Annotated in this window: 22 protein-coding genes and 1 tRNA gene; 10 read left to right on the forward strand and 13 right to left on the reverse strand. The window is 52.6% G+C overall.

The window, feature by feature from the left end:
- The 4 genes from VMT71_05920 to VMT71_05935 all read left to right on the forward strand — a co-directional run.
- A partial coding sequence (locus VMT71_05920; protein ID HVN23488.1) for a 4Fe-4S binding protein occupies nt 1–299 on the forward strand: 299 nt, incomplete at its 5' end.
- A complete protein-coding gene (locus VMT71_05925; GenBank protein ID HVN23489.1) occupies nt 296–970 on the forward strand; it encodes a methylenetetrahydrofolate reductase C-terminal domain-containing protein in 675 nt (224 codons plus the stop codon). The genes VMT71_05920 and VMT71_05925, both read left to right, overlap by 4 nt.
- Before the next feature lie 100 nt (nt 971–1,070).
- Entirely contained in the window at nt 1,071–2,117 is a 1,047-nt protein-coding gene (locus VMT71_05930; GenBank protein HVN23490.1) for a hypothetical protein, read from the forward strand.
- A gap of 185 nt (nt 2,118–2,302) precedes the next feature.
- Entirely contained in the window at nt 2,303–4,441 is a 2,139-nt protein-coding gene (locus VMT71_05935; GenBank protein HVN23491.1) for a molybdopterin-dependent oxidoreductase, read from the forward strand.
- Between the two features lie 483 nt (nt 4,442–4,924).
- On the opposite strand, the gene VMT71_05940 is transcribed toward VMT71_05935, so the two are convergent.
- Nucleotides 4,925–4,998 (reverse strand) — tRNA-Pro (locus VMT71_05940).
- Between the two features lie 107 nt (nt 4,999–5,105).
- Here VMT71_05940 and VMT71_05945 point away from each other — a divergent pair.
- Nucleotides 5,106–6,068 (forward strand): hypothetical protein, encoded by a 963-nt coding sequence (locus VMT71_05945; GenBank protein HVN23492.1) that lies wholly within the window; start codon nt 5,106–5,108, stop codon nt 6,066–6,068.
- Nucleotides 6,069–6,899 (forward strand): site-2 protease family protein, encoded by an 831-nt coding sequence (locus VMT71_05950; protein HVN23493.1) that lies wholly within the window; start codon nt 6,069–6,071, stop codon nt 6,897–6,899.
- 154 nt (nt 6,900–7,053) lie between these two features.
- Here VMT71_05950 and VMT71_05955 read toward each other — a convergent pair whose 3' ends face one another.
- From VMT71_05955 to thrS, 9 genes are all read right to left on the reverse strand, one after another.
- Entirely contained in the window at nt 7,054–7,680 is a 627-nt protein-coding gene (locus VMT71_05955; protein HVN23494.1) for a hypothetical protein, read from the reverse strand.
- 1 nt (nt 7,681) lies between these two features.
- A complete protein-coding gene (locus tag VMT71_05960) occupies nt 7,682–7,993 on the reverse strand; it encodes a MerR family transcriptional regulator (GenBank protein ID HVN23495.1) in 312 nt (103 codons plus the stop codon).
- On the reverse strand, nt 7,990–8,277 hold the full coding sequence (locus VMT71_05965) for an integration host factor subunit alpha (GenBank protein ID HVN23496.1): 288 nt from the start codon (nt 8,275–8,277) through the stop codon (nt 7,990–7,992). Before VMT71_05965 ends, VMT71_05960 begins: the two co-directional genes overlap by 4 nt.
- A gap of 9 nt (nt 8,278–8,286) precedes the next feature.
- Nucleotides 8,287–10,692 (reverse strand): phenylalanine--tRNA ligase subunit beta, encoded by a 2,406-nt coding sequence (pheT, locus tag VMT71_05970; protein HVN23497.1) that lies wholly within the window; start codon nt 10,690–10,692, stop codon nt 8,287–8,289.
- 9 nt (nt 10,693–10,701) lie between these two features.
- Nucleotides 10,702–11,712 carry a phenylalanine--tRNA ligase subunit alpha gene (locus tag VMT71_05975; protein ID HVN23498.1) on the reverse strand — a complete coding sequence of 337 codons (1,011 nt, stop codon included), beginning with the start codon at nt 11,710–11,712 and terminating at the stop codon, nt 10,702–10,704.
- Between the two features lie 12 nt (nt 11,713–11,724).
- The gene (gene rplT / locus VMT71_05980; GenBank protein ID HVN23499.1) at nt 11,725–12,084 is read right to left on the reverse strand and encodes a 50S ribosomal protein L20; all 360 of its coding nucleotides are present in this window, start codon (nt 12,082–12,084) and stop codon (nt 11,725–11,727) included.
- Between the two features lie 141 nt (nt 12,085–12,225).
- A complete protein-coding gene (gene rpmI, locus VMT71_05985; protein ID HVN23500.1) occupies nt 12,226–12,423 on the reverse strand; it encodes a 50S ribosomal protein L35 in 198 nt (65 codons plus the stop codon).
- An 81-nt stretch (nt 12,424–12,504) separates the two neighbouring features.
- On the reverse strand, nt 12,505–13,038 hold the full coding sequence (infC, locus tag VMT71_05990) for a translation initiation factor IF-3 (protein HVN23501.1): 534 nt from the start codon (nt 13,036–13,038) through the stop codon (nt 12,505–12,507).
- Nucleotides 13,035–14,933, reverse strand: a complete 1,899-nt coding sequence (thrS, locus tag VMT71_05995) for a threonine--tRNA ligase (protein ID HVN23502.1) — start codon at nt 14,931–14,933, stop codon at nt 13,035–13,037. Before thrS ends, infC begins: the two co-directional genes overlap by 4 nt.
- Nucleotides 14,934–15,188: 255 nt before the next feature.
- Here thrS and VMT71_06000 point away from each other — a divergent pair, with 255 nt between their 5' ends.
- Nucleotides 15,189–16,439 carry a uroporphyrinogen decarboxylase family protein gene (locus VMT71_06000; GenBank protein ID HVN23503.1) on the forward strand — a complete coding sequence of 417 codons (1,251 nt, stop codon included), beginning with the start codon at nt 15,189–15,191 and terminating at the stop codon, nt 16,437–16,439.
- Nucleotides 16,440–16,441: 2 nt separating this feature from the next.
- On the opposite strand, the gene VMT71_06005 is transcribed toward VMT71_06000, so the two are convergent.
- The gene (locus VMT71_06005; GenBank protein HVN23504.1) at nt 16,442–16,843 is read right to left on the reverse strand and encodes a hypothetical protein; all 402 of its coding nucleotides are present in this window, start codon (nt 16,841–16,843) and stop codon (nt 16,442–16,444) included.
- A gap of 177 nt (nt 16,844–17,020) precedes the next feature.
- Here VMT71_06005 and VMT71_06010 point away from each other — a divergent pair, with 177 nt between their 5' ends.
- Complete coding sequence (locus VMT71_06010; GenBank protein HVN23505.1) at nt 17,021–18,169, forward strand: potassium channel family protein; 1,149 nt, start codon at nt 17,021–17,023, stop codon at nt 18,167–18,169.
- A gap of 85 nt (nt 18,170–18,254) precedes the next feature.
- Here the strand turns inward: VMT71_06010 and VMT71_06015 are convergent, their stop codons facing one another.
- Both VMT71_06015 and VMT71_06020 read right to left on the reverse strand, forming a co-directional pair.
- Nucleotides 18,255–19,505, reverse strand: coding sequence for a uroporphyrinogen decarboxylase family protein (locus VMT71_06015; protein HVN23506.1), 1,251 nt, complete (start codon nt 19,503–19,505; stop codon nt 18,255–18,257).
- A gap of 31 nt (nt 19,506–19,536) precedes the next feature.
- Entirely contained in the window at nt 19,537–20,754 is a 1,218-nt protein-coding gene (locus VMT71_06020; protein HVN23507.1) for an amino acid ABC transporter substrate-binding protein, read from the reverse strand.
- A 233-nt stretch (nt 20,755–20,987) separates the two neighbouring features.
- On the opposite strand from VMT71_06020, the gene VMT71_06025 reads away from it, so the two are divergent.
- The gene (locus tag VMT71_06025; protein HVN23508.1) at nt 20,988–21,239 is read left to right on the forward strand and encodes a hypothetical protein; all 252 of its coding nucleotides are present in this window, start codon (nt 20,988–20,990) and stop codon (nt 21,237–21,239) included.
- 207 nt (nt 21,240–21,446) lie between these two features.
- On the forward strand, nt 21,447–22,442 hold the full coding sequence (locus tag VMT71_06030; protein HVN23509.1) for a DUF697 domain-containing protein: 996 nt from the start codon (nt 21,447–21,449) through the stop codon (nt 22,440–22,442).
- Nucleotides 22,443–22,659 lie beyond the last annotated feature (217 nt).

Genomic DNA, 22,659 nt, shown 5'->3' on the forward strand with positions numbered 1-22,659 from the left:
AGGGTAATCAGAGAAAGCTCTTACACAACATGAGTCTCTGCGCCCGATGTGGCAATTGCTGGAGGATTTGCCCGCAGCATGCGGTTGAATTCGGAGCGCTTCTTAAAGGCACATGGGATGAAGTGGTCACCATGGATCTGGTGCGATGCGCGATTTGCGGTGCGCCTCTCTACACGCAGGACCTCAAAAAAACGCTGTCTCAGACACTTGACCACGTTGAAGCGTTATGCCCTGAGCACCGAAAGACCAATTTGTTGATGCAGTGGCACGGTGTATCCGGTAAAGGGTCGGTTGGATGATTGCCGGCACACTCAAACCTATCGATGAAATTGTATCCTCTCTAGAATCTTACAAGAATATCTTCATTCTTGCCTGCGGAAGCTGTGTCACGGTATGTCTTTCGGGCGGTGATCGTGAGGCGCATGCACTCGCGCGCGATCTTCTGGCTTCAGGTGATGCGGGCTTTCGTGGCTGCACTATCCACACGACGACCATTCAACGCCAGTGCGAAGCGGACCTGCTGAATTCTTTTCTGGAGATCCCGCCTGGCACAGAGGTTGTCCTGTCTCTGGCGTGTGGCGCCGGAGTCCAGACGCTCGCCGAGACGTTGGCGCACGTGCCCGTATTGCCCGCCTTGAACACCACGTTTCTCGGGGCGCTTGACGAGCAAGGCGTATGGCGAGAAAAGTGCCGGGGCTGCGGTGAGTGTGTTCTGGCTCATACAGCCGGCATATGTCCCGTAGCGCGATGCGCCAAACACTTACTCAACGGACCGTGCGGAGGATCTTCTCACGGTAAATGCGAAATCGGTAACGACGTGGACTGCGCCTGGCAGCTCATCATTGACCGGCTCAAAAAAATGGATCGGCTTGACGAATACGACAAGATCTTATCTCCCAAGGACTGGTCTGTCGACGGAGCATCGGGACCGAGAACCATGCAACGCACCGCTAATAGCCTTGAGCTGTAAAACCATGGGGCTGACAACAGCGCATTCGGATGTGTGGACAGAATTGGTTTACAATTCTTTCATCCGATGCTAGCATGACAAAAAAGGAGGGGCATCAGTCATGAACGATGAGATGAGCCGGAGGGAGTTTTTGAAGACAACGGTCGGCGCAGGAGCCGTATTGGTGGCGGGCAGCATCTTGAGCGAAACAAGAACTGCTTCGAGCGCCGTGAAGCTTAACGAATTAGACAAGCTGGTTATTACCATCATCACTGACAATTATTACGATGCCTTGAGACCTGACGCGCCTGTTACCAGGCGCTTCCGCACTGCTCCCGGACAGTGGATGCACGCAGAACACGGGTTATCGTATTTCATTGAAGCAGCTTCGAACGGTCAGACGAGCGGCTTTATGTTCGACTATGGACTGGATGCGCCCGGAGTGAAACGCAATATGGATGTTCTTGGCCTGGATGTGGGCAAGGCAAACGCCTTCGGTCTGAGCCACGGCCATTTCGATCACTGGGGTGCAATGATAACGATGCTCAGCACAAACAAGGACAAGATAAAGAAAGGTACGCCTCTCTATCTGGGAGAAGAAGCCTTTCTGAACAGATACTCACTGGTGCCCGGCACCAATGACAGACTGGACATAGGTCAACTGAGCAAAACCGACATAGAGGCGCTCGACCTGGTGCGCGTGATCGAGATCAAGAACCCAACCGAGGTAATACCCGGAGCCTATTTTACGGGCAACATTGAGAGAGTGACGACGTACGAAAAAGTACCTCCCAGTCTCCTCGTGAAGAGAGGCGATGCAATAGTGGTCGATTCATTTCCGGGAGAGCAGGCAATGGCATTCAACGTGAAAGGTAAAGGCCTTGTGGTGCTGTCCAGTTGCGCTCACGCGGGCATCATCAACACTGTGAAACATGTGCAGAAGATGACTGGCGTCGATAAGGTCTATGCAGTAGTGGGTGGATTTCACCTCGTCAATGCACCACAACAAGTGATAGAAAGCACCGTAGCGGACATGAAGGCCATCAACCCCGATTGGATCGTGCCCGCGCACTGCACGGGCTTTGAAGCGACCATAACATTCGCAAAGGAGATGCCGACGAAATTTATTTTGAATACTGCGGGGACCAAGTACACGTTCGCCGCGTGACGAAAAGAAGACAAACAAGCCGCCGGGAGGGAGACCCTAACCCTTCCTCCTTCACCTCGCACGCAAAAGAAGGTTGGGATTCCTCCCCAAAGAGGGTTACGCTCCGCACCATCTCTAGGCACATTGATATTGGCGGCTTTGTCTCAGGGGTTTCCCCAGCCGAAATCGGGTGCAGGAGGACCGAGATGACAGAAACAGTAACCAGCATATGCGGCATATGCCCCGGCGGATGCGGCGTTGACGTGGTACTGGTCGACGGCAGGGTGGAGAAAATTCTGCCGATCAAAGATCATCCCATCGGCGTTGTCTGTATTCGAGGGCTTCATTCAAAAGAAATCATCTACTCGAAAGATAGATTGAAGTACCCCTTGCGCAGGATAGGCGAAAAGGGTGAAGGAAAGTTCGAACGGATCACCTGGGATGAGGCTATAGACAGCATTGTCCAGGCATTTCAGAAAACCAAGGATCAATACGGCGCACCAGCTGTCATGAGCTACTTTGGTCGTGGCAGTTTCGATTCAAATCTTGGAGACGTCTTTGGATTCGCAGAAGATCCGGTTAACGGCACCAGCGGTTTCTTGTACCCGTTTGACTCACCGAATGGCGCAGGCGTTTCTTCAATTTGCTACGTGGCATATGGCCATCTCGCCGCACTCCCGACCATCGGGACATCGATGCATTCCATGTACTCCGATTTCGAGAACGCGGATCTGGTTGTCGTTTGGGGAGCAAATCCATCCACGGATTCGCCTCCGGACAAGATGAAGAAGATCCTCGCAGCTAAGAGGCGGGGTGCCAGAGTCGTTGTGATAGATCATATGCGATCACACATGGCGAAATCGGCGCACCAATGGATCGGTATCCGCTCAGGCACGGACGGAGCATTGGCTCTGAGTATAATGAACGTTGTCGTGAATGAGGGCCTGTATGACGAAGACTTTGTGCGGAACTGGACTACAGGTTTCGAAGAACTTCGGAACTACGTGCAGCAATTTCCGCCGGAGACGGCTGAAACGATTACCCGCGTACCGAAAGAGACCATTATAGAGATGGCCCGGTCGATAGCATCCGCGAAAGGCGCCTCTTTGCATATGTATACGGGACTGGAGTACTCGAACTGCGGCATCCAGAGCATTCGTGCGGCCTTATGCCTCTGGGCTATCACCGGTAACCTTGATGTGCCGGGTGGGCTGGTATTCAGGCCTCGTAGCCCGGTGACATTCCCGCGCGTCAAACTGGACCCGCCACAGGGAGCCAAACCCATCGGCCACGACAGGTATCCTTATTTTTGTGACACGCTTCAGTCCGCGCAGTTTATGGAAGCCCCACGCGCTATCCTCAATGATGATCCTTATACGGTCAAGGCACTGTTGATCTTCGGCGCATCGCTATTGACCAGCCTGCCTGATCCCGAGCTGTGGAAGAAATGCTTCAAGAAGCTTGATTGCATGGTGGTCTATGACAGGTTTATGACCGCTGATGCGCTCTATGCAGACATTGTACTCCCTGCCACGACCAATTATGAAAATGTGGGATACCAGAGATATCCGGGGGGATACTGTCAGCTGCGAAAGAGAGTGATCGATCCGATCGAGGAGTCAAAATCCGGCTACACGTTTCTAGCGATGCTGGCTAGAGGGCTCGGTTACGGAGGTCTCTTCCCCGCAACAGATGATGACCGCCTGGAATTTGCGTTCAAGACCGGACCGGTTTCTCTGGGTGAGTTGAAGGCGCATCCGAGAGGCGTCAGATTTAATGCAGGTACACACGAATATCGAAAATACGCGAAGGGACTTCTGCGCGAAGACGCCGAACCTGGATTCGATACGCCTTCGGGGAAAGTAGAGCTCGTATCAAGCGTGTTGGAGAAATATGGCTATGAGGGACTGCCTGTGTACGTCGAACCGGTTGAGGGTCCGGTGGGTAGCCCAGAGCTGTACCGCAAATTCCCTCTGGTGTTCAATAGCGGGGCCAGGCTTCAGTCCGCGTTCCGCTCGCAGCATCTGAACATCCCGGGGCTTTTGAAGTTGCAGCCGAAACCGGAGGTCCTTATTCATCCCGTGGACGCAAGGGCAAGGGGGATTGAAGATGGCGATAAGGTTTGGGTAGAGTCGCCCAGGGGTCAGGTGGCCTTTTGGTCCAGGGTGACGGACGATGTGATGACAGGACAGGTAGAGGTGAACGTAGGGGGCGGGAGCCCTATTCATGCGGAAGAGTGGAGAGAAGCGAACACCAACTACCTGACCGACTTCAAAAATCGTGATCCTATTTCGGGTTTCCCGGTGTACAAGGCCTTGCTCTGTGAGGTAAGAAAACAGGAATAGAGCGCATTGCACGGGAATTAAACGGAAGCTGGTATCTTCGGAGCCTGGAACAATATTTCATAAACTCCGACAAAGATCAGTAGCAGCCCGGAGGGCGGCCCCACCCAAAGGCCGAGCCAACGGTGTCCCACCTGGCAACTGGCCCGTATGCCCATCCATAATGCAAGAATGCTGAAGAAGATTACCAAGGATGTGGTCGGAACAGGACTTAATCCCATCATGCCGGCGGCCAGTCCGTTCACCAGATTATCAGGAGTTAATGCAAGGCCAAGCAGTGAGCTTTCTTTAAGGTCGCTACGCGCGCTCGAATCGCGACGCGCTATGCAGGGATTACCGAGAACGCTCAGTCAATGTCACAACCTATCCGGAAAGACTTCCCGAGATCCACTATGATGCTTACAGACTGCGCATCGAGGGCATCGTTCGCAGCCTATAGGGTGAAACAAAAAATTCATAGCTAATTGAAATTAACGGCAAAAAAAATCGGGAAGACAGGATTTGAACCTGCGGCCCCAGCGTCCCGAACGCTGTGCTCCACCAGTCTGAGCTACTTCCCGTGGCTATTAAGATACCAGAATTTGACGAAAAATGGAAATGCTTTTTCGCCACCAACACGTGCTTACCAGTTGAAAAAGCGGGCATCGGATAGTACTATAAAGCACTTATGGGAGAGATAGTCGTTGCCATCGGTTCAAAAGATAATCTCGTGGAGGACCTTTCGCTCCTTGCCAGGAAATGGTCGGAAAACCCCAAGGTAGTGACTCTGTCCGGGCCGGCGCTGAAACCGGGCATTGCAGAGAAAGCGTCGGCTCTTTTTCTCGATACAAATATAGTCCTTGCCCTGATCGATCCGGATCCCGGTCTTCTCGATGACGTGAAGGATCATCTCAGTCTCTTAAAAGAAAAAATCAACAGCATCGTCTACTACACGGAGGCTAAGCCTGAGGTGCCGGCTTACCTTGGCAGCGCCCGGCTCCACATCGAACAGGATAGGGAAATGCGCGTGCGGGAAAGGGTACTCTCGTCGGTACGGGCACGGCGTAAAAAGATGACCGACAAGGCGTTTGCCTTGCTGAAGGAGCGCGTCAAAGACGAGGTCTTACTCGAACAGGAACTGGATAAGCTGATCGACTACGCAGGTGACAAAGACACAATAGAGCTGAAGGATGTTGCAGCCGTTGTCACCCAAACGCACGAGGACACGCTGATAGCCCTCTTTGAGGCAATAGCCCAGAGAAACCAGAAGGAGCTCATCGCTATTCTCCAGAACCTGCTCGCACAGGGAGTGCACATCCTTGCAATTCAGAATTACCTGGTCAGGCAACTGCGTCTGCTCCTGCAGGCGAAAGACATGGAGAGCCTGCTCACGAGCCAGACGGATTATAAGACGTTCTCAAAAGCCCTTGCGACGTTCAAGGAAAGCCTGGATTTCAAGCCGCAGGAAAAGAAACACTATTTTCTTTATCAAAAACCGTATTACGCGTACAGGCTTTCAAAAACCAGCATGAAATTTTCAAAGAAAGAGCTTGTCTCTCTTCTCGATATGCTGGCGCATCTCGATGCCCTCATCAAGAGGGGCACCAAGTATGACAGGGTTCGCCTGGAATCAGGTCTCTTAGAGGTATAAGTGATAAAGCATATCGTTCTTTTTGTCCTCACTGCTATCTCTACCTATTTTGTCGCAGCCAGGTACTCCTTTGATCCTAAGTATTTTGTGGACGGGATATCTTACAGCGCATCTATCATGACCATTCTGCTTGCGCATGAGATGGGCCACTACAGCATGAGCAGGAGATATGGCGTACCCTCAACCCTGCCCTACTTCATACCTTTTCCCTTCTCTCCTTTTGGCACGTTTGGAGCCATCATCAAGATGAAGGGCATTATCATAAACAAGAAAGCCCTGTTTGATATAGGCGTGGCCGGTCCGCTCATGAGCTTCATTCTATCTGTACCCTGCCTTTACTTTGGCATGCGGCTCTCCCGCGTCATCCCCATGAACGAAAGCCTTCAGGAGGGTAGACTTGGCGAACCGCTGCTCTTGAAGCTCATCCAGCGCGTCACCATAGGGCAGGTTTCACCCGATTCCGATGTCCTGCTGCATCCCTTGGGCTATGCGGGATGGGTGGGACTCTTTGTCACAGCTCTCAATCTTTTACCAGTCGGGCAATTGGATGGAGGGCACATCATCTATGCCGTATTCGGCCAAAAAAGCAAATGGGCCTTCGCCGGATCGATGTTCGCGCTCATCCTGCTAGCCTTGTTGTACAACCCCGGCTGGCTTGCCCTCGTGATTCTGCTCTTGATATTCGGTATGCGCCACCCACATCCGCTGGATCCCGAAACCCCCCTGGACAGGCCCCGGAAGATACTGGCGGGCTTTATGCTGCTTGTTTTTGTACTCTCCTTTACCCCGGCGCCCTTTCCAGGGCTAAGGCTCAACCTGTTCGGGAAATAGACACGGATAGGTAAAAACGAAATTAAGGCAAAGGAATAAGTCAGGAAAGGATAAAACCGGACAGAGGTAGGAACAAAAAAAGAAGGTAGAGAAAGGAGGCGTGCTTCTCTACCTTCGCTTGTGATTTTTCTGTTGCTGCCTGCTCGTGCCTGCCTTACTGGAACTTCAGTTTTATAGGCTGGGCCGGCTGCTGATCCAGGCTTGCTACAACTTCCGAATTGGTCAAGACATCTTTGAGGCTCTTGGTCCCGTCAAGCACAGCATAGAAATCACTCTTGTTCATATAGGCTAGTACATATTCTACGTGCCCGCCGTACTTGTCGCATTGATAGAAATCTCGCACCGCCCATGCCACGCCGAATGCAACACCGCCGATGTCATCCGGCGCTATGTCGCTCTTCTTCAATACCTTAAGTTCCGGTTCGAAATAGAGCCGCATTACGATCTGGAGCCTCTCCTGGCCAGTCGTGGCATTCTTGTTGAAGTTGCAGTCTTCATGGTGGGTTTCCACAAAAAGATAGTAGGACTTCCCTCCACGGCCGTCTCCCAGCGTTGTAAATCCAAGCCCCTCCTTGGCGATCCCTATGTTCTTGCCGGTGTACCTCGCATAGATCTCTTTAAGCAGACCCTCATACTTCTGAGAATATGCAGCCAGCTGAGGATCGGTATACCCTGTCTTCATCGCTTCTGACTGAGTCTTAGCCAGGTTGACATATCCAGTGCAGCCAGCAAGAACACCGCTCAACAAAACAACAGCACACAAAACCAGACTACGTCTCATTTTATCTTCCTTTCTCCAGGAGGTCCAGGACCTCCCTGAGTTCAATCTTGATCTCGTCTATAAGCCGCCTCTGCCCGCTGAGATACATCCTGGCGCCGTCGATGGTAAATTTCCTGTCATACAAAAGGCCCTTTATCGTAAAGATCGCCTCCAGATCTTTTCTCCGATAGAGCCTTTGTCCCTTGGGACTCTTTACCGGCTTTATATCCCTGAATTCCTGCTCCCAATACCGGAGTATGTGGGCCTTAAGGCCGGTGAGAGAACATACTTCCTTTATTCTGTAATAAACTCTATCAGGAACATCGGGGATCATTTCCCTCGTCTATCATTCAGCTCATCCTTTAATACCTGGCTGAGCCGAAAGCCCAAAACCGTTCTGGGTGCGATTTCGATCTCATCGCCTGTCTGCGGGTTTCTCCCTTTTCTTGCCTTCTTCCGTCTCACCGTGAAATTCCCCAAGCCTGAAATCTTCACATTCTCCCCGTTGGTAAGACAGCCTTTGACAATGTCAAAAAAGTGCTCAACGGTATTTGAAGATTCCCGCTTCGAAAAACCGAGCTTTTCATACACCTGCGCTATAATGTCCGCCTTGGTCATAGCTACCCCCTACGCTCTAAGCTCTACGCCTTCTATTTGTGTGAGTGACCGGATAATTACCTCCTGTAACTCATTAACCGTTTCATCCCGTAGTGTATCCTCCAAAGATTGAAAAGTCACGCGGAAAGCGACGCTCGTCTTCTCTCGCTTGAACAGATCGAACACACCCACAGAAACAATGAGGGGCGAAACCTCCTTTATCCTGTTTATCAGGCTTCCCACAGGGATTCCCGGCTCAATGATGAAAGAGAAGTCACGCACCATGCTGGGGTAGCGGGGAATGGGCTCGTATCTCCTGCCCCGAAGGCCCCGCTCGGCAAGCAGCGTAAGTTCAACTTCTGCCGCGTACACCTTCTGTTCAATCCCATAGGCAGCCAGCACCCCCTGCTTTAACTCACCCGCCCAACCGACTTTTAAATCCCCGATGCATATGTCGGCCGCATTAAACCTGTTCAGGAAAGGTTCTGTAGTTCCATTCACTCTTAAGGGCAAGCCGAAGGAATCCAGCATACCCTCGAGCACGCCTTTGAGATCAAAGAAATCAAGCTCGGGAGAAGTGCCTCTCCAGAAGTATTCCCGCTCTTTGCCGGTGAACGCCAATCCGGCAAAGAAAGGCTCCTCGGGTAGAAGTCTCCCGCCTTCTCCGGAAAGTGAGTTGGCATTATCCAATTTGTAAAAGACCTTGCCCACTTCGAACATCTTCAGATGTTTTACACCACGATTCACATTATAAGCAAGAGCCTCGAGAAGTCCAGGGGAGAGCATAGTCCTCATCACTCCCAATTCCTGGGAAATCGGATTCAGAATGGTAACGTACCGACTGCGCCTATCCCCTTCCGGGATGAGGAAATTGGCAACATCCTTCTCACTGAAGAACCCGTAATTGATGGCCTCGTAAAACCCGGATGAAACAAGATTCTGCTTTACGAGTTCAACGCAAAGCTTCGTCTTCTGCTGCCTGACCGGCATAAGCCTGCTCACAGGCACTGTTGCCGGGATGTTGTCAAAACCGATGATGCGCGCCATTTCCTCTACGATGTCCATGTACTCGCCAAGATCGTGCCGGAAAGAGGGCACTGACACCATCACCGCTTCCTTTTCCCGCTTTATCACCGGGATATCTATGGACTGCAGCGCTTTGACAATATTCTCCCGTTCGACCGGCATGCCTATAAGTTCGCTCGCTCTCTTGACGCTCACGTGAATAGTGCGCGGCTCCTTCTTCTCATAGAACTCTTTTGATCCCTTAACAATAATACCGCCTGAAATCGTATGCATCAGATAAATGGCTCGTTGACCCGCAAAATCAACATTGCCCAAGTCTATGCCCTTTTCGAAGCGCAGAGATGCTTCCGATCTCAGATCCAACCTGCGGGCTGTTCTTCTTATGAAAAGCGGATTGAAAAACGCACTCTCCAGAGCCACGTCTCTTGTCGATGATGTGATCTCGGAGTTCTCACCGCCCATGATGCCCGCGATAGCTACCGGACCGTCTCCATCGCAAATCATCAGATCGTCCGATTCCAGGTTCCTGTCCGCGCCGTCAAGAGATCGAAAAACAGCTTTCTTTCCGGCAAGACGAACTTCAATATGCGCCTTGGCAAGTTTCTGATAGTCGAAGGCGTGGAGCGGCTGACCCAGTTCCAGCATGACGTAGTTGGTCACATCCACTATAGAGCTGATGGGCCTCATGCCGCATTTTATGATTCTGTTTCTCATCCAGAAGGGCGAGCGCACTATGGCGACATTCTTGATAATCCTCAATACATAGCGGGGGCACCCGTCCGGGTTGAGCACTGCGAGACTCATGCGGCTTTCGGGATCGTCCTTCTCTGTCAGCGTAAACGATGGCAGCGTCACTTTCTTATCGAGGATGCTCGCAACTTCCCGGGCTATGCCGAGAATCGACTGGCAGTCGCCCCTGTTCGGCGGGACATTCACATCGAATACCGTGTCTACCAGCCCCAGTGCATCGTCAAGCGTATCTCCCACACGAAGGTTATCCGGCAGGATGAAGATGCCCGTATGCTCCTCGGAGAGACTGAGCTCGCGCTCCGAACAGAGCATGCCGTAAGATTCGATGCCTTTGATTTTTCGTTTTTCAATGAGAGTGCCGTCGCCAAGTCGGGCGTTCGGGAGTGCAACGGGTACTTTGTTTCCTTGAGCAATGTTGGACGCACCGCAGAGGACAGGCAGCACATCCCTGCCGACATCCACCTTGCAGAGAAGAAGCTTGTCTGCTCCGGATACCGGCTCCATCTCAAGGATCTCGCCTACGACCACCTCGCTGAAAGAAGGCTTGACAATCTCCTCAGCCTCCACTTCCAGACCCCTCATGGTGATCCGTCTCGCGAGGTCTGCAGCATCCACGTCAACAGGAACAAATTCTTTCAACCATTCAAAGGGAACCCGCATCGCTCTCCCTCAGAACTGCGCTAGAAACCGGACATCGTTGTTGTAGAACTGTTTGATATCATCAATCCCGAACTTGATCATGGCGATCCGCTCCACACCCATACCGAATGCGAACCCGGAGACTTCCTCGGGGTCATACCCCACAGTGCGAAATACCTGGGGATGTACCATTCCCGAGCCAAGGATTTCGAGCCAACCTGTCTCTTTGCACACCCTGCAGCCTTTCCCGCCGCAGATCACGCAGCCCATATCAACTTCGGCAGACGGCTCGGTAAAGGGAAAATAGCTCGGCCTGAACCTCAGAGGCACGTCGGGCCCGAACATTTCATGCACAAAGACGGTAAGGACACCCTTTAAGTCACTGAACCGGACATTTCGGTCCACCATCAGTCCTTCAACCTGGTGAAACATGGGCGTGTGCGAGATATCCTGATCGTGCCGGTAAACCGCGCCGGGCGCGATAATCCTGATAGGGGGAAGCTGCCGCTCCATTACCCTGATCTGCACCGGCGATGTGTGGGTCCGCAGGACCACACCAGGCGCCACGTAGAACGTATCCTGCATATCCCGAGCCGGATGGTCTTTCGGAAGATTGAGGGCTTCGAAGTTGTAGTAATCGAGCTCCACGTTGGGACCCTCAGCCACTTCAAAACCGAGGGAGGAGAATATCCTCTCCATTTCCTGGAACGTCAGGGTGATGGGGTGGGCCTTGCCGATGAGCGGTTTGTTGCCGGGCATGGTGATGTCAACCCAGGACTCACGCTCTTTCCGTTCCTGTTCTTCCTTCCGGTAACGTTCTTCAAGCTCCTTGAGCCTTGTCTCGGCCCAACTCTTCAGCTCGTTGATCGCCTGACCAAAGCTCTTTCGCTCCTCCTGGCTTACGCTCTTGAGCTGCTGAAGGTACTCCGAGAACAGCCCCTTTCTGCCGAGGAGAGTGGTCCCCACACGCTTGAGGTCTTCTGCGGATTGTATTGAGGAAATTTCGGCTACGGCCTTTTCTTTGAGTGTTGTAACGTCCAAACCTTCTTCACCCTACTGCAGTGCCGCCCCTTTCATCTTCTCCACAAGGCCCTGGAAGCCTGATGGGTCATCAACAGCCATAGCGGCCAGAGATTTCCTATCCAGCGTTATGTTGGCAAGCTTCAGAGAGTGCATAAACTTATTGTAAGGCATGCCGTACATCCTGCATGCGGCGTTGATCCGTGTGATCCACAGGGACCTGAAATCCCGTTTCCTCTGTTTTCTTCCCGCATACGCATACTTCAGCGATCTGGCTACGGCCCGCTGGGCAGCCGCATACTGTCTGTGCCGCCCCGAATACATGCCGCGGGCAAGCTTCAGAATCTTTTTTCTTCTTGCTCGCGCTTTCGTTCCTCTTTTTACCCTAGGCATTTCCTAATCCCTCCACTTCTATTTTCCACATGTCATTACTTTTTCATCTTCCTAGCGCAGCGGACTTCCTAGCCCGCAGGGCGGTCGTCCCAGTCACGCAAAGCGTGACGCTCTTCCCTCTGCCCTTACGGCCTCCGGCCGTTAGGCGTACGGCACCAAGCTCCTCATGGTTTTTTCCTGCGTCGAATGGACTATAACAGTTCTTCTCAAATTCCTCTTCCGCTTGGGCGACTTGGAAGAGAGTAAATGGCTATGGAATGCCCGTGCCCTTTTGACTTTACCGCGGGCGGTAATCTTGACTCTTTTGGCAAGCCCCCTGTGGGTTTTCAATTTCGGCATACGTCCTCCTCATATTCAATGGTACACCCGCGGGCGGGTACCCGGTCGCCGTGCTCGCTGTATAGATTTCGTTACCGAAATCTATACCGGTGCAAATATCATGATGATATTTCTTCCGTCGAATCTCGGCTTCTGTTCGAGTTCGCCGACTCCCTTCAAGTGTTCAATTATCTTCAACGCCAGGTTTTCCCCTTTGTCCTTGTGCAGTATCTCCCGCCCTCTGAACATGATCGTCAGCTTACATTTATCGCCGTCGGTCAAGAATTCCTTGATGTGCCTGAGCTTGACCTGGAGATCATGCTCTTCTATCTTGAGGCCCAACTTCATTTCCTTCACCTGTATGACCGTCTGTTTTTTCCTGGCCTCATGGGCTTTCTTCGCCAGCTGGTATTTGAACTTTCCATAGTCCATGATCTTGCATACCGGCGGCGTTGCCTTAGGCGAAATCTCTACAAGGTCCAGTTCCCGTTCCCGCGCCATCCTGAGTGCTTCGGGGGTGGGGACGATCCCAAGCTGCTTTCCCTCTTCGTCAATCAATCTTACTTCTCTTACTCTGATCCTTTCATTGAAATTCACCTGGTCTTTTTCTTCTCTGGGCGGTAGTATGGGCGTCACCTCCTGTTTGAAGTCTCTTCCTTTAGTCTACGTATGAAATCGGCCAATGTCACATTCTTCTGCTCGCCTCCATCGCGGCTGCGAACAGACAATGTCTTCTCTTCCACTTCTTTCTTACCCACAATGACAAGATAAGGGATCTTCTTGAGGATTGCTTCCCGTATCTTCATATTCAATTTTTCGTTCCGTGTATCGAGCTGGGACCGTATCCCTTCGGCTATCATAGCATCATGCGTGGCTTTTGCGTACTCAATCTGGTCATCGGTGATCGTCATGACGACAACCTGCTGCGGAGAAAGCCACAGAGGAAACTTACCCGCGTAGTGCTCTATAAGCACGCCGATGAACCGTTCGATGGCGCCCAAGACGACGCGGTGGAGCATCACAGGTCTCTTGCGCTGGCCGTCCTTGTCCACGTACGTGAGCTCAAAGCGTTCCGGCAGGGCGAAGTCAACCTGGATCGTTGCGCACTGCCACTTTCTTCCCAGTGCATCTTTGAGTTTGACGTCAATCTTCGGACCGTAAAATGCGCCGTCACCCTCGTTTATGTCGTACGGCAAACCCTCTTTGTCCAGGACTTCTTTCAAAGTCCGTTCAGCCCTGTCCCACGTCTCGAGCGTGCCGATGTACTTCTCTTCGGGTCTTGTACTGATCTCCAGTTCAAATGCAAACCCGAAGAGAGCCATGACATCTTTGACAAAGGCAATGATGTTCGATATCTCTTCGTGGAGCTGGTCGGGTCTCAGGAATATGTGCGCATCATCCTGGGTGAACTCACGCACCCTCAGTAGACCATGGAGCACTCCCGACTTCTCATGCCTGCAGACAGTGCCCAGCTCAAAGTAGCGCAGCGGCAAGTCCCGGTAACTGCGGATGTCTGATTTGTAGACCATGATATGAGAGACGCAGTTCATCGGTTTAATGCCGTACTCCACGTCATCCACCGTGGTGAAGTACATGTTCTCCCGATAATTCTCGTAGTGGCCGGACTTCTTCCACATGTCCAGCTTCAGTATCTGGGGACCGACCACGAACTGATATCCCCTCTTCAAGTGTTCCTTTCTCTCAAAATCTTCGAGGAGGTAGCGGAGAAGCGCACCATTCGGGTGGTAAATCACCAGTCCCGCGCCGACCTCGTCCGAGATACTGAAAAGATCAAGCTCCTTGCCCAGTCTCCGGTGGTCCCGCTTCTTCACCTCTTCGAGGAAGGCTATGTGTTTCTGGAGGGCCTCTTCGCTGGCAAAGGCCGTCCCGTAAATCCGTGTCAACATCTTATTTCTTTCGTCGCCCCGCCAGTAAGCGCCAGCCAGGTGGAGCAACTTGAATGCAGGAATTTTCCCCGTAGAAGGAAGATGCGGGCCGCGGCACAGGTCCGTGAACCCGTTTTGCGAGTAAATGCTCACCTCGTCGTCAGCGATTTCGCTTATCAGTTCAACTTTAAAATCTTCTCCCCATTTTCTGAAAAGTTCTATTGCCTCTTTTTTCTTAACCACTTTTCGATGGATAGGCAGATCCTTATCGATGATCTCGCGCATCTGCTTCTCTATTTTCGGGAGGTCTTCCTCGGTGAAACCCGGAGGGTAATCAAAATCATAATAGAAGCCTGTTTCTATGGAAGGACCGATGGTTATCTTCGCTTGCGGAAAGAGCTGTTTCACCGCCTGGGCCATGACGTGAGCCGTGCTGTGGCGCACAATGGCAACTCCCTCGTCGGAATCGATGTAGACGGGGGTGATCTCTCCTTCTTCGACGGGCGTGGCGAGATCGCGGCTCGTTCCGTTCACTTTTGCGGCGACAATCTGACGCCCCTTCGCTGCATCTATTTTCTGGAGGAAATCGAAAAAAGTTGTCCCGGTTTCAACCGAATATTCTTTACCCATATACTGTACTGTCACGCCTAACACCTATCCTAAGAAATCAAAAGGCATCCTATGATGCCTCAGACTGCTTTGCTTTCCGCGGTACGGCTTGCAGCCGTATTTTCGGCGCAAGACTCCATTTTGGTCCACGAAGCGCTATTTTACTTTTTTTTTCATCAGGTTGTCAATGCTTTATTGTGCGAGATAAAAGGGAAAATTGGCGCGGGCGCCTTGACAAAAACGGCAAATAAACGTATGTTGCAGAATTTGATTTGACGTGTGAGGTGAAACATGGGTGATACGAACGCAGGGGCCTTTGCCGCACGCGAAAAGCGGGTCAGGGATGCCGTAGAGTTAAAAATTTCCGACAGGATTCCCATTATAGTCCGTTACGGCTTTTTCCCCGCCCGCTATGCTGGTATTACCATGCAGGAGTTCATGTATGATGCGGAGAAACTATGGGATTCGCAATGGAAAACGATAGCGGACTTTCCGTCGGACATGGTGCAAAATCCCTACCCCGCCCGTCTTCTGGGCCCGCTCCTTGACATACTTGATTCAAACCAGGTCAAATGGCCCGGCGGCACGTTGCCGTCAGACATCTCCTTTCAGTTTGTCGAAGAAGAGTACGTGAAAGCAGAAGAGTATCCCGCACTCCTGTCAGACCCATCTGATTTCATTGTCAGGCGCTATTGGCCGAGAATATTTGGCGCCCTCAAGGGACTTGAAAACCTTACCCCCCTCCACGGTATGCTCAGCTACAGCAGTCTTGTGGCTGATACGGCGGCTTTCGGAATGGCCGAGGTGGCGAATGCGCTGGATGCTTTGAAGAAAGCGGGTGAGCAATCCAGAAACGTTGCGGCCTACGGCAGAAAGTTTACTCAACGGGCAAAAGAGCTCGGCTTCCCTATCGAGATGGGAGCGAGCACTCAGGCTCCATTCGACACCATTGGCGATTTTTTCAGGGGTACAAAAGGCATCATGCTTGATATGTACCGGCGGCCCGACATGGTGCTCAAAGCCTGTGAAACCTTCCTCCCTTTTGCTGTCCAAAGGGCTGTCGCAGGTGCCGGCGCCTCAGGGAACCCTCGTGTTTTCATACCGCTTCACAAGGGCGCCGACGGATTTATGTCCCGGGAGCAGTTCCTGAAGTTTTATTGGCCCACCCTGCAGAAGCTCATGGTGGCGCTTATAGAGAAAGACCTCACACCGTGTCCGTTCATAGAGGGTGATTACACGTCCCGCCTCGACATCATCAGAGACATACCGGCCGGCAAAGCGATGTACACCTTCGAGGCAACAGACATCTTCCAGGCAAAGAAGATCCTTGGCGACAGGGTGTGCATCAGAGGAAATGTGCCCGGGTCACTTCTTGCCACAAGCACGCCGGACCATGTGAAGAATTACTGCAGAAAACTGATGCAGACTCTTGGGAGTGATGGCGGCTTCATACTGGACACTGCCACGAGTCTCGACGACGCAAAGCCCGAAAACGTGCGCGCGATGTTTGAGGCGGCAGGCGTGTACGACACGGCCAAGTAGGCTCAGCGCTTATCCCGCTCGAGCACACTTTCGGTGCCGGTCACGCCGCATTCACAGGGATCTCTCTGCAGAGTGCGTGTGGCCACTGAAACGGACGTGATCTTCCACCCTTCGCTCAGCCGCTGCTGCAGCTCGCAGGGATATTCCTGATAAACGTTGTCGCACATATCATTGCAATCAATAGCATTAACCATCATGTATCTTTGCGCAACCGAACGCTCCGCACAGAAGACCTTCGTGAACTCTTTCCCTTTCGACGGCAACGGCTTCTCTTCGGTGGGCTGCTGAACGGGCTGCTGCGCCTGCTCACCTGTGCCTTCGTAGGGAGCCTGGGCCCTTGCAGATGCGAGTAAGACAAGTCCAACGAAAATCCCGAGAAAGGTGCGCGTGACAGTAGCATGCATCGTGCTTCCTCCTCCAGTTGAGGCTTCAGTATACTTATGACATACTCTTCTGCCCGTGGCAATCAGAAACGAAGGCAGTCCTCACCTGTTTTCAATCTCCTTGACAAGGGAAAGGGGCCTCCGTAGATTCTTGTGGGGCACGGAAACCCTGGGGAGAGGACTGAGAGGGTATTCAGCATGCCGATCGAGGAGATCACTATGAGAGCCCTGGCCGCACTGGTCGGGATCGTCATTATTGCCGTCATCCTGTGGGATGCGTTGGAGACAATTATTGTTCCGCGCAGGGTGACCAGGCGCTTCCGTCTGACACGCCTATTTTACCACCATACCTGGCTGCCCGCATCCAGACTCCTCTATGCAGTAATGTCAGAGACGAGAGCTGAGAATCTACTCAGTTTTTATGGTCCCATATCTATCCTCTTTCTTCTGTTTATCTGGGCTGCAGGACTCGTGTTGGGTTTCGGGCTCCTCCAGTACGCAGCGGGTTCGGCCACTCACAGTTCGTTGGGAATTCCGGGCCTTGCAGATGATCTCTATTTCAGCGGCAGCACCTTTTTTACCCTCGGCCTCGGCGACATTTATCCGACAAGCACCCCGGCGCGCGTCCTCACGGTGCTGGAGACCGGGATGGGGCTAGGCTTCCTTGCACTGATCATCAGCTATCTGCCCGCACTCAACCAATCTTTTTCCCGCCGTGAAACGAACATTTCGATGCTTGACGAGCGGGCAGGCTCGCCTGCCTCAGCCTCAGAGATGCTGAGAAGGAACGTGGCGCAGGGCAACACAGATGAACTTCAGCGACTACTCGCCGAATGGGAACAGTGGTCGGCAGAGCTGCTGGAAAGTCACCTCTCCTATCCTTTTCTCGCTTACTTCCGGTCACACCATGAAAATCAATCCTGGCTGGGGGCTCTGACGACAATCCTTGATACGAGCGCCCTCATGTACAACGTCGTGGAAGGAGGATTGCAGCGCCAGGCGTGGATGACGTTTGCGATCGCCCGTCACGCTGTTGTGGATCTGGCTATTGTCTTTGGCATCTCACCTGCCAGAGACTGGGCTGAGCGGCTTTCGCCCGGAGACATGGCAAAGCTGCACGCTATACTCGGAGCAAGCGGCCTTAAGCTTCGGGAGGACTCTGCCACAGAGGAGCAGTTTGCACAGTTTCGGCGCATGTATGATCCTTACGCCGTTGCTTTGGCCAAGTATTTTTGTCTCGACTTACCACCGTGGGTCGGTGAAGAAGAGCGATCAGACAACTGGGAGAGCAGCGCATTGGGGCGAGATGCACCCGACAAGCCAGGTCATGGCGGTCGCCATTTTTAGGATACCACCCACCGCAGTTTCAACACACAATCATTCCATCAAGGGATGGAAAAAATAGCACGTCCTTCCATGCATGCTCCCGCCACTAATAGACTCCGTAGGCATAGACCGCCTCGGTCATGGCCTCAACGTTCTCAGCCCGCGCTTCAGGCGGAGGACCGGTCGTAGAGGCATCAACGATCAGACCTCCGTTGTCCCCGAATGTATCGATCAGGGCTTTCACGTCGTCCTTAACCTGTTCAGGAGTTCCGGTAACGAAGAGCGACGAAGGGACATTACCCCAGAAGCAGAGAACATCGCCCAACATCTCCTTACATTTCTTCCGATCGATTTTATCAAAATGAGCCAGCACTTTGCCCGGCGGAAGTTCGGCCAGGTACCGCAATCTCGGTGTATACTCTCCCTCAAAGAAAGGAACCGGCGTGAGGCCCTTGTCGATGAGAGCGAGAATCAATCTCTTGAGGCAGGGCCAATAAAAGGTTGTGAATTGTTCATCGTTCATGAAACCAGCGGCTCCTCGATGGAGCGGCAGATATACCCGGTCAATGCCGCCTGACGCCGCAGCGGCAAGAGCCATCTCTATGGTCATGGGTTCGAGGAGTTCAACAGCAGCCCTCAGCTTGTCAGGCTGACGGTACATATCGAGCATCGAACCTTTCATACCCCGCAGACAATCAGAGACCCAGTCAAAGGCGCAGAACGTGACGCCATACGTGAAGAGTGGATACCCCATCTCCTTGAGATCGTCGCGGAGTTTCTGCTGCACGCGGTCCCACTTTGCTTTCTCTTCTCCGGCGCGCTTCAGTTGATCCATCAGCTTCTGCATCGCCGACATACCAGCAATCGTCGGCAATATACCCAGCAACGTGTAGCCGGTGCTCATCCAGGCTATGGGAGGAAGTTTTTCAAGGGGTTCAAGTATGGTCACCATGCGGGGCATCAGTCTGCGAATGGTAAAGTCCGCAGGGTCCTTCAGAAACTGATCGTATTCGTCAGCCAGCATGTACTCCCGTTCCACCCATTGATAGGCGCTGTTCTCGGGCAGATTGTAGCCGGGCCATTTGAAGGTCTTTATTCCCAGGAGTTCCATCACCGTGCCGGAACGGATGGCGTGCTGAAGGGGCGCCATATCCCAGTTATAGCGGCGCATCGATGCTTTCCACCCTTCAGCCATTTTTTCCAGATCGTACATTCCTTGCGCCAGGGTCAGGCCCGCGGAGCGAATAAAGAAGAGGTCGGTGGCGGTGACGATTGGCACCCTGTCCGGGCGCTTCAGGCTGATCGCATCTCTGACTCTCTTTTCCCGCGCCAGATAGAGCTTCTCATGTTCATTCACCGCTGCATCTCCTCTGCGCTGTCAGGCCCCGCTACTTACTCCAGTTAGGCCTCGGATAGACCAGTTTTCCACCCGCCGCGTCTTTCGGCCAGATCACTTCGTTCTTTCCGTCTCTCGTCTGCACAGTAAAATTAAAAGGCGCAGGTAAGCCTTTCGCATCGAACTTTACCGCCTTCCCGTAGGGCAGATCAAAAGGCCGCGAGCGCAGGTAGTCTCTTATCTTCGTGTCATCCAGGGTATTCGCACCCTTCACACCCTGCTCAAGGGTGTACATCCAGCAGTAACCAATGGCAAAGAAATCGGGTGGCACAGGCAGGTTCAGCTTTGTTTTCGCTGCCTCCCGTATTCTGTCATTACCCGCGTAGGAAAGACCCTGCGGGAAGAAACTATTTGCAAGCACATAATCCCCGTCGGGACCCAGTTCCTTGAACCACGCGGGTATCCTTGATGCGAGTATGTTCCAGATGATCTTTGGATTATACCGCTGCGCTTTGGCAGAACGCATGATCATCACCATGTCATCAAAAAGGCTCTGGCAAATGAGGTATTCGCCTCCCCTGCCTTTTGCTTTGGCCACCAGGGGTGTTGCATCACTCAAGGGAAGATTGTAGGTCTCGTTCACAGTGACTTTTACGCCGCGGTCCTCGAGAGCTTTTACCACCGCGGGCACAGCCGAGAGGCCGATCACGTTATTCATGGTCAGCAGGGCTGCTGTCTTGGGCCAGTCTTTTTTGGGGATAAGATCGTCAAGAAGGCCAGCAACGGAAAGATAGCTCCATTCACCCATTTGAGGCGGGCTTGCGAAGCTATAGGTGTAGCCCTGCTCAAAAGACTTGCCGTGTCCCCCCATCCCTACAAAGACCTTTTTGTACTTTTCCATCAGGGGCATTAACGCAACGTTTGCAGTGCCGGGATAACCGCCAAAAACCAGGTCCACCTTGTCCATGGTGATTGCCCGCTCATAATAGGTCACTGCTTTATCCGCGTTGCTTTCGTCATCGTACATAATCAGCTTCACCTGTCTGCCGAGGAGACCACCTCTCTTGTTGACATCCTCCGCCCAAGCTTCGTAACCGGCCTTGATCCACTTGGCCTGTTCCGATGCAATTCCTGTCAATGGCAGAGAGCCCCCGATCTTGATGGGCTCACCAGATGGCGCAGAGGTTTTCGCCGGTTGACTGAACGCGCCTGCTGCAAAGAACAACGTAAACACAGCGACCAGAAGGGCTGTTGCGAGTCCTCTTTTCATCCGATCCTCCTTTTTCGATTTCCTCAGAAGCTCTTCAGTTACGACACTGCGAAGGTACTCATGCGCGCACCGAGTGCTTCCGATCTTGATTCTGTTGTGTATAGATACCACATTCTCTTCGTATCAAGCTATTTTTTCGAGACTTCTTCTCAATACATCTTGACCCGCAGCCGTCGATTGCGTAGAGGTGAAAAGCTCGGTAAGTCCGCAGTTCGGATAGGTCAGATTTCTTGATGCCCGTAACAGCAGCGGAAGCGGATCAGATTCAGGCGGGCGCAGTCTTCTTTGTGCCGGACCGGCTGTGCGCGGCTACCAGGATTGCTGCCGAGACACTGACGACAAGGATTCCCCACAAGCCTACATTGAGGCAGATAGAATCGAGAAAAACAAAGTACATAAGAAGGCAAGAACACCTCACCATGGAAGAAGACCACCATCTCCTGGATGACCCAGAAGTTTGTCTCATCGATAGTTCTTTCATATAAAGGAATGTAAGGGGATTCGAAAGGAAAGACAATAAGCCGGGTGGCTATTTTTGTTAGGCCTTTGGGCTATTGAACCATATGGAGGAATGTGGTTCGTGAGGAGGAATCTGGTTCGTGAAGACGGCGTGCCTTGCTGTATACCACAAAATGTGTAACACTGGATGTAGCAGGGCACATTGTAGTAAGGAGAGCTGTTTCGGCCGGCCCATGAGAACCGCGTTCAAACGATGGTCCCTTCTTTTAGGCATCCCCGTACTACTGCTCTTCGTGCTCTTTGTCGTAAACCAAACCCTGCAGATAGTCGATTTTGCTTCGCGGATCAGCCCGCTCCTTGCAACCGTTCTATTTTGGGTCCTTATCGCTATCTACGCAGGCATCGTTCTTGTTCCTGCGGCGATCTTCCTGCGTTTGCCCAGACATCTCCATCCCCCGGGCAGCGAAAAATCGGAGGATTTTCCGTTATACCTCGAAGTCTTAAAAAAACGTCTGCGCTGCAATCCTCTGTTGAAAGGCAATGTCATGGCGGACAGACGAGATGTAGAAGAGGCGCTGGCATCGTTAAGCATACAGGCTGATGAAATCATCCAGAAGGCCGCGTCACGAGTCTTTATTACCACGGCAGTTTCCCAGAACGGCCGGTTGGACGCATTGCTCGTGCTGTCAGCGCTATCGCAGATGGTCTGGCGAATCGCGCATCTTTTCTACCAGCGGCCGAGATTGACAGAGTTCGTGAACCTCTATGCAAATGTGGCGGCAACAGCCTTTCTTGCGAGTGAACTGCAGGACATTGACCTGCACGAACAGCTTGCGCCGATTCTGTCGTCTACTGCAGGTTCCGTGGTCCTCTCGATTCCAGGCACGACTCTCTTGGTCAGTTCGATACTCACGGGCTCGGGCAATGCCTTCCTGGTGCTGAGGGTCGGGGTTATCACAAAGCGGTACTGCGGATCGCTCTGCATTGGCGAGCGACGCTCCATCCGCCGTGCCGCTACTCTCGAGGCCGCGCGGATGCTTGGCCCGGTGATCGGTCAGGGCGCAAAGAAAATATCCACAGCCGTGTGGGACATCAGCAAGGAGAAACTGGGCAGCAGGATATCGGGTGCGGCCAGTCAGGTAAAGGAGGCTGGGAGAAGGCTGTTTTCACGAACCGCAGACGCTAAGACCGAATCGCGCGGCCCTGAAGAGCCGAAGATAAACGAATAGCAAAACTGCGACCGGGCACCAAACGGATACACCATTTTCTTCTTGCAAATAATTAAGAATGGACTATCCTTGGATGAGGCCCTTTGATCAACCTCGCGTGAATACAGCGTAGCCTTTAACTCTGGGGGCTTCAGATGTATTCATTCCAGACGACCGGCGCAAGAAATACACGTTATTCCGTCCGATTCTTGTGTCTACGCATACAGCAGTCATCTAG

Source organism: Syntrophorhabdales bacterium, assembly GCA_035541455.1.
In the GTDB taxonomy this organism is placed as follows: Bacteria; Desulfobacterota; Syntrophorhabdia; order Syntrophorhabdales; family WCHB1-27; genus JADGQN01.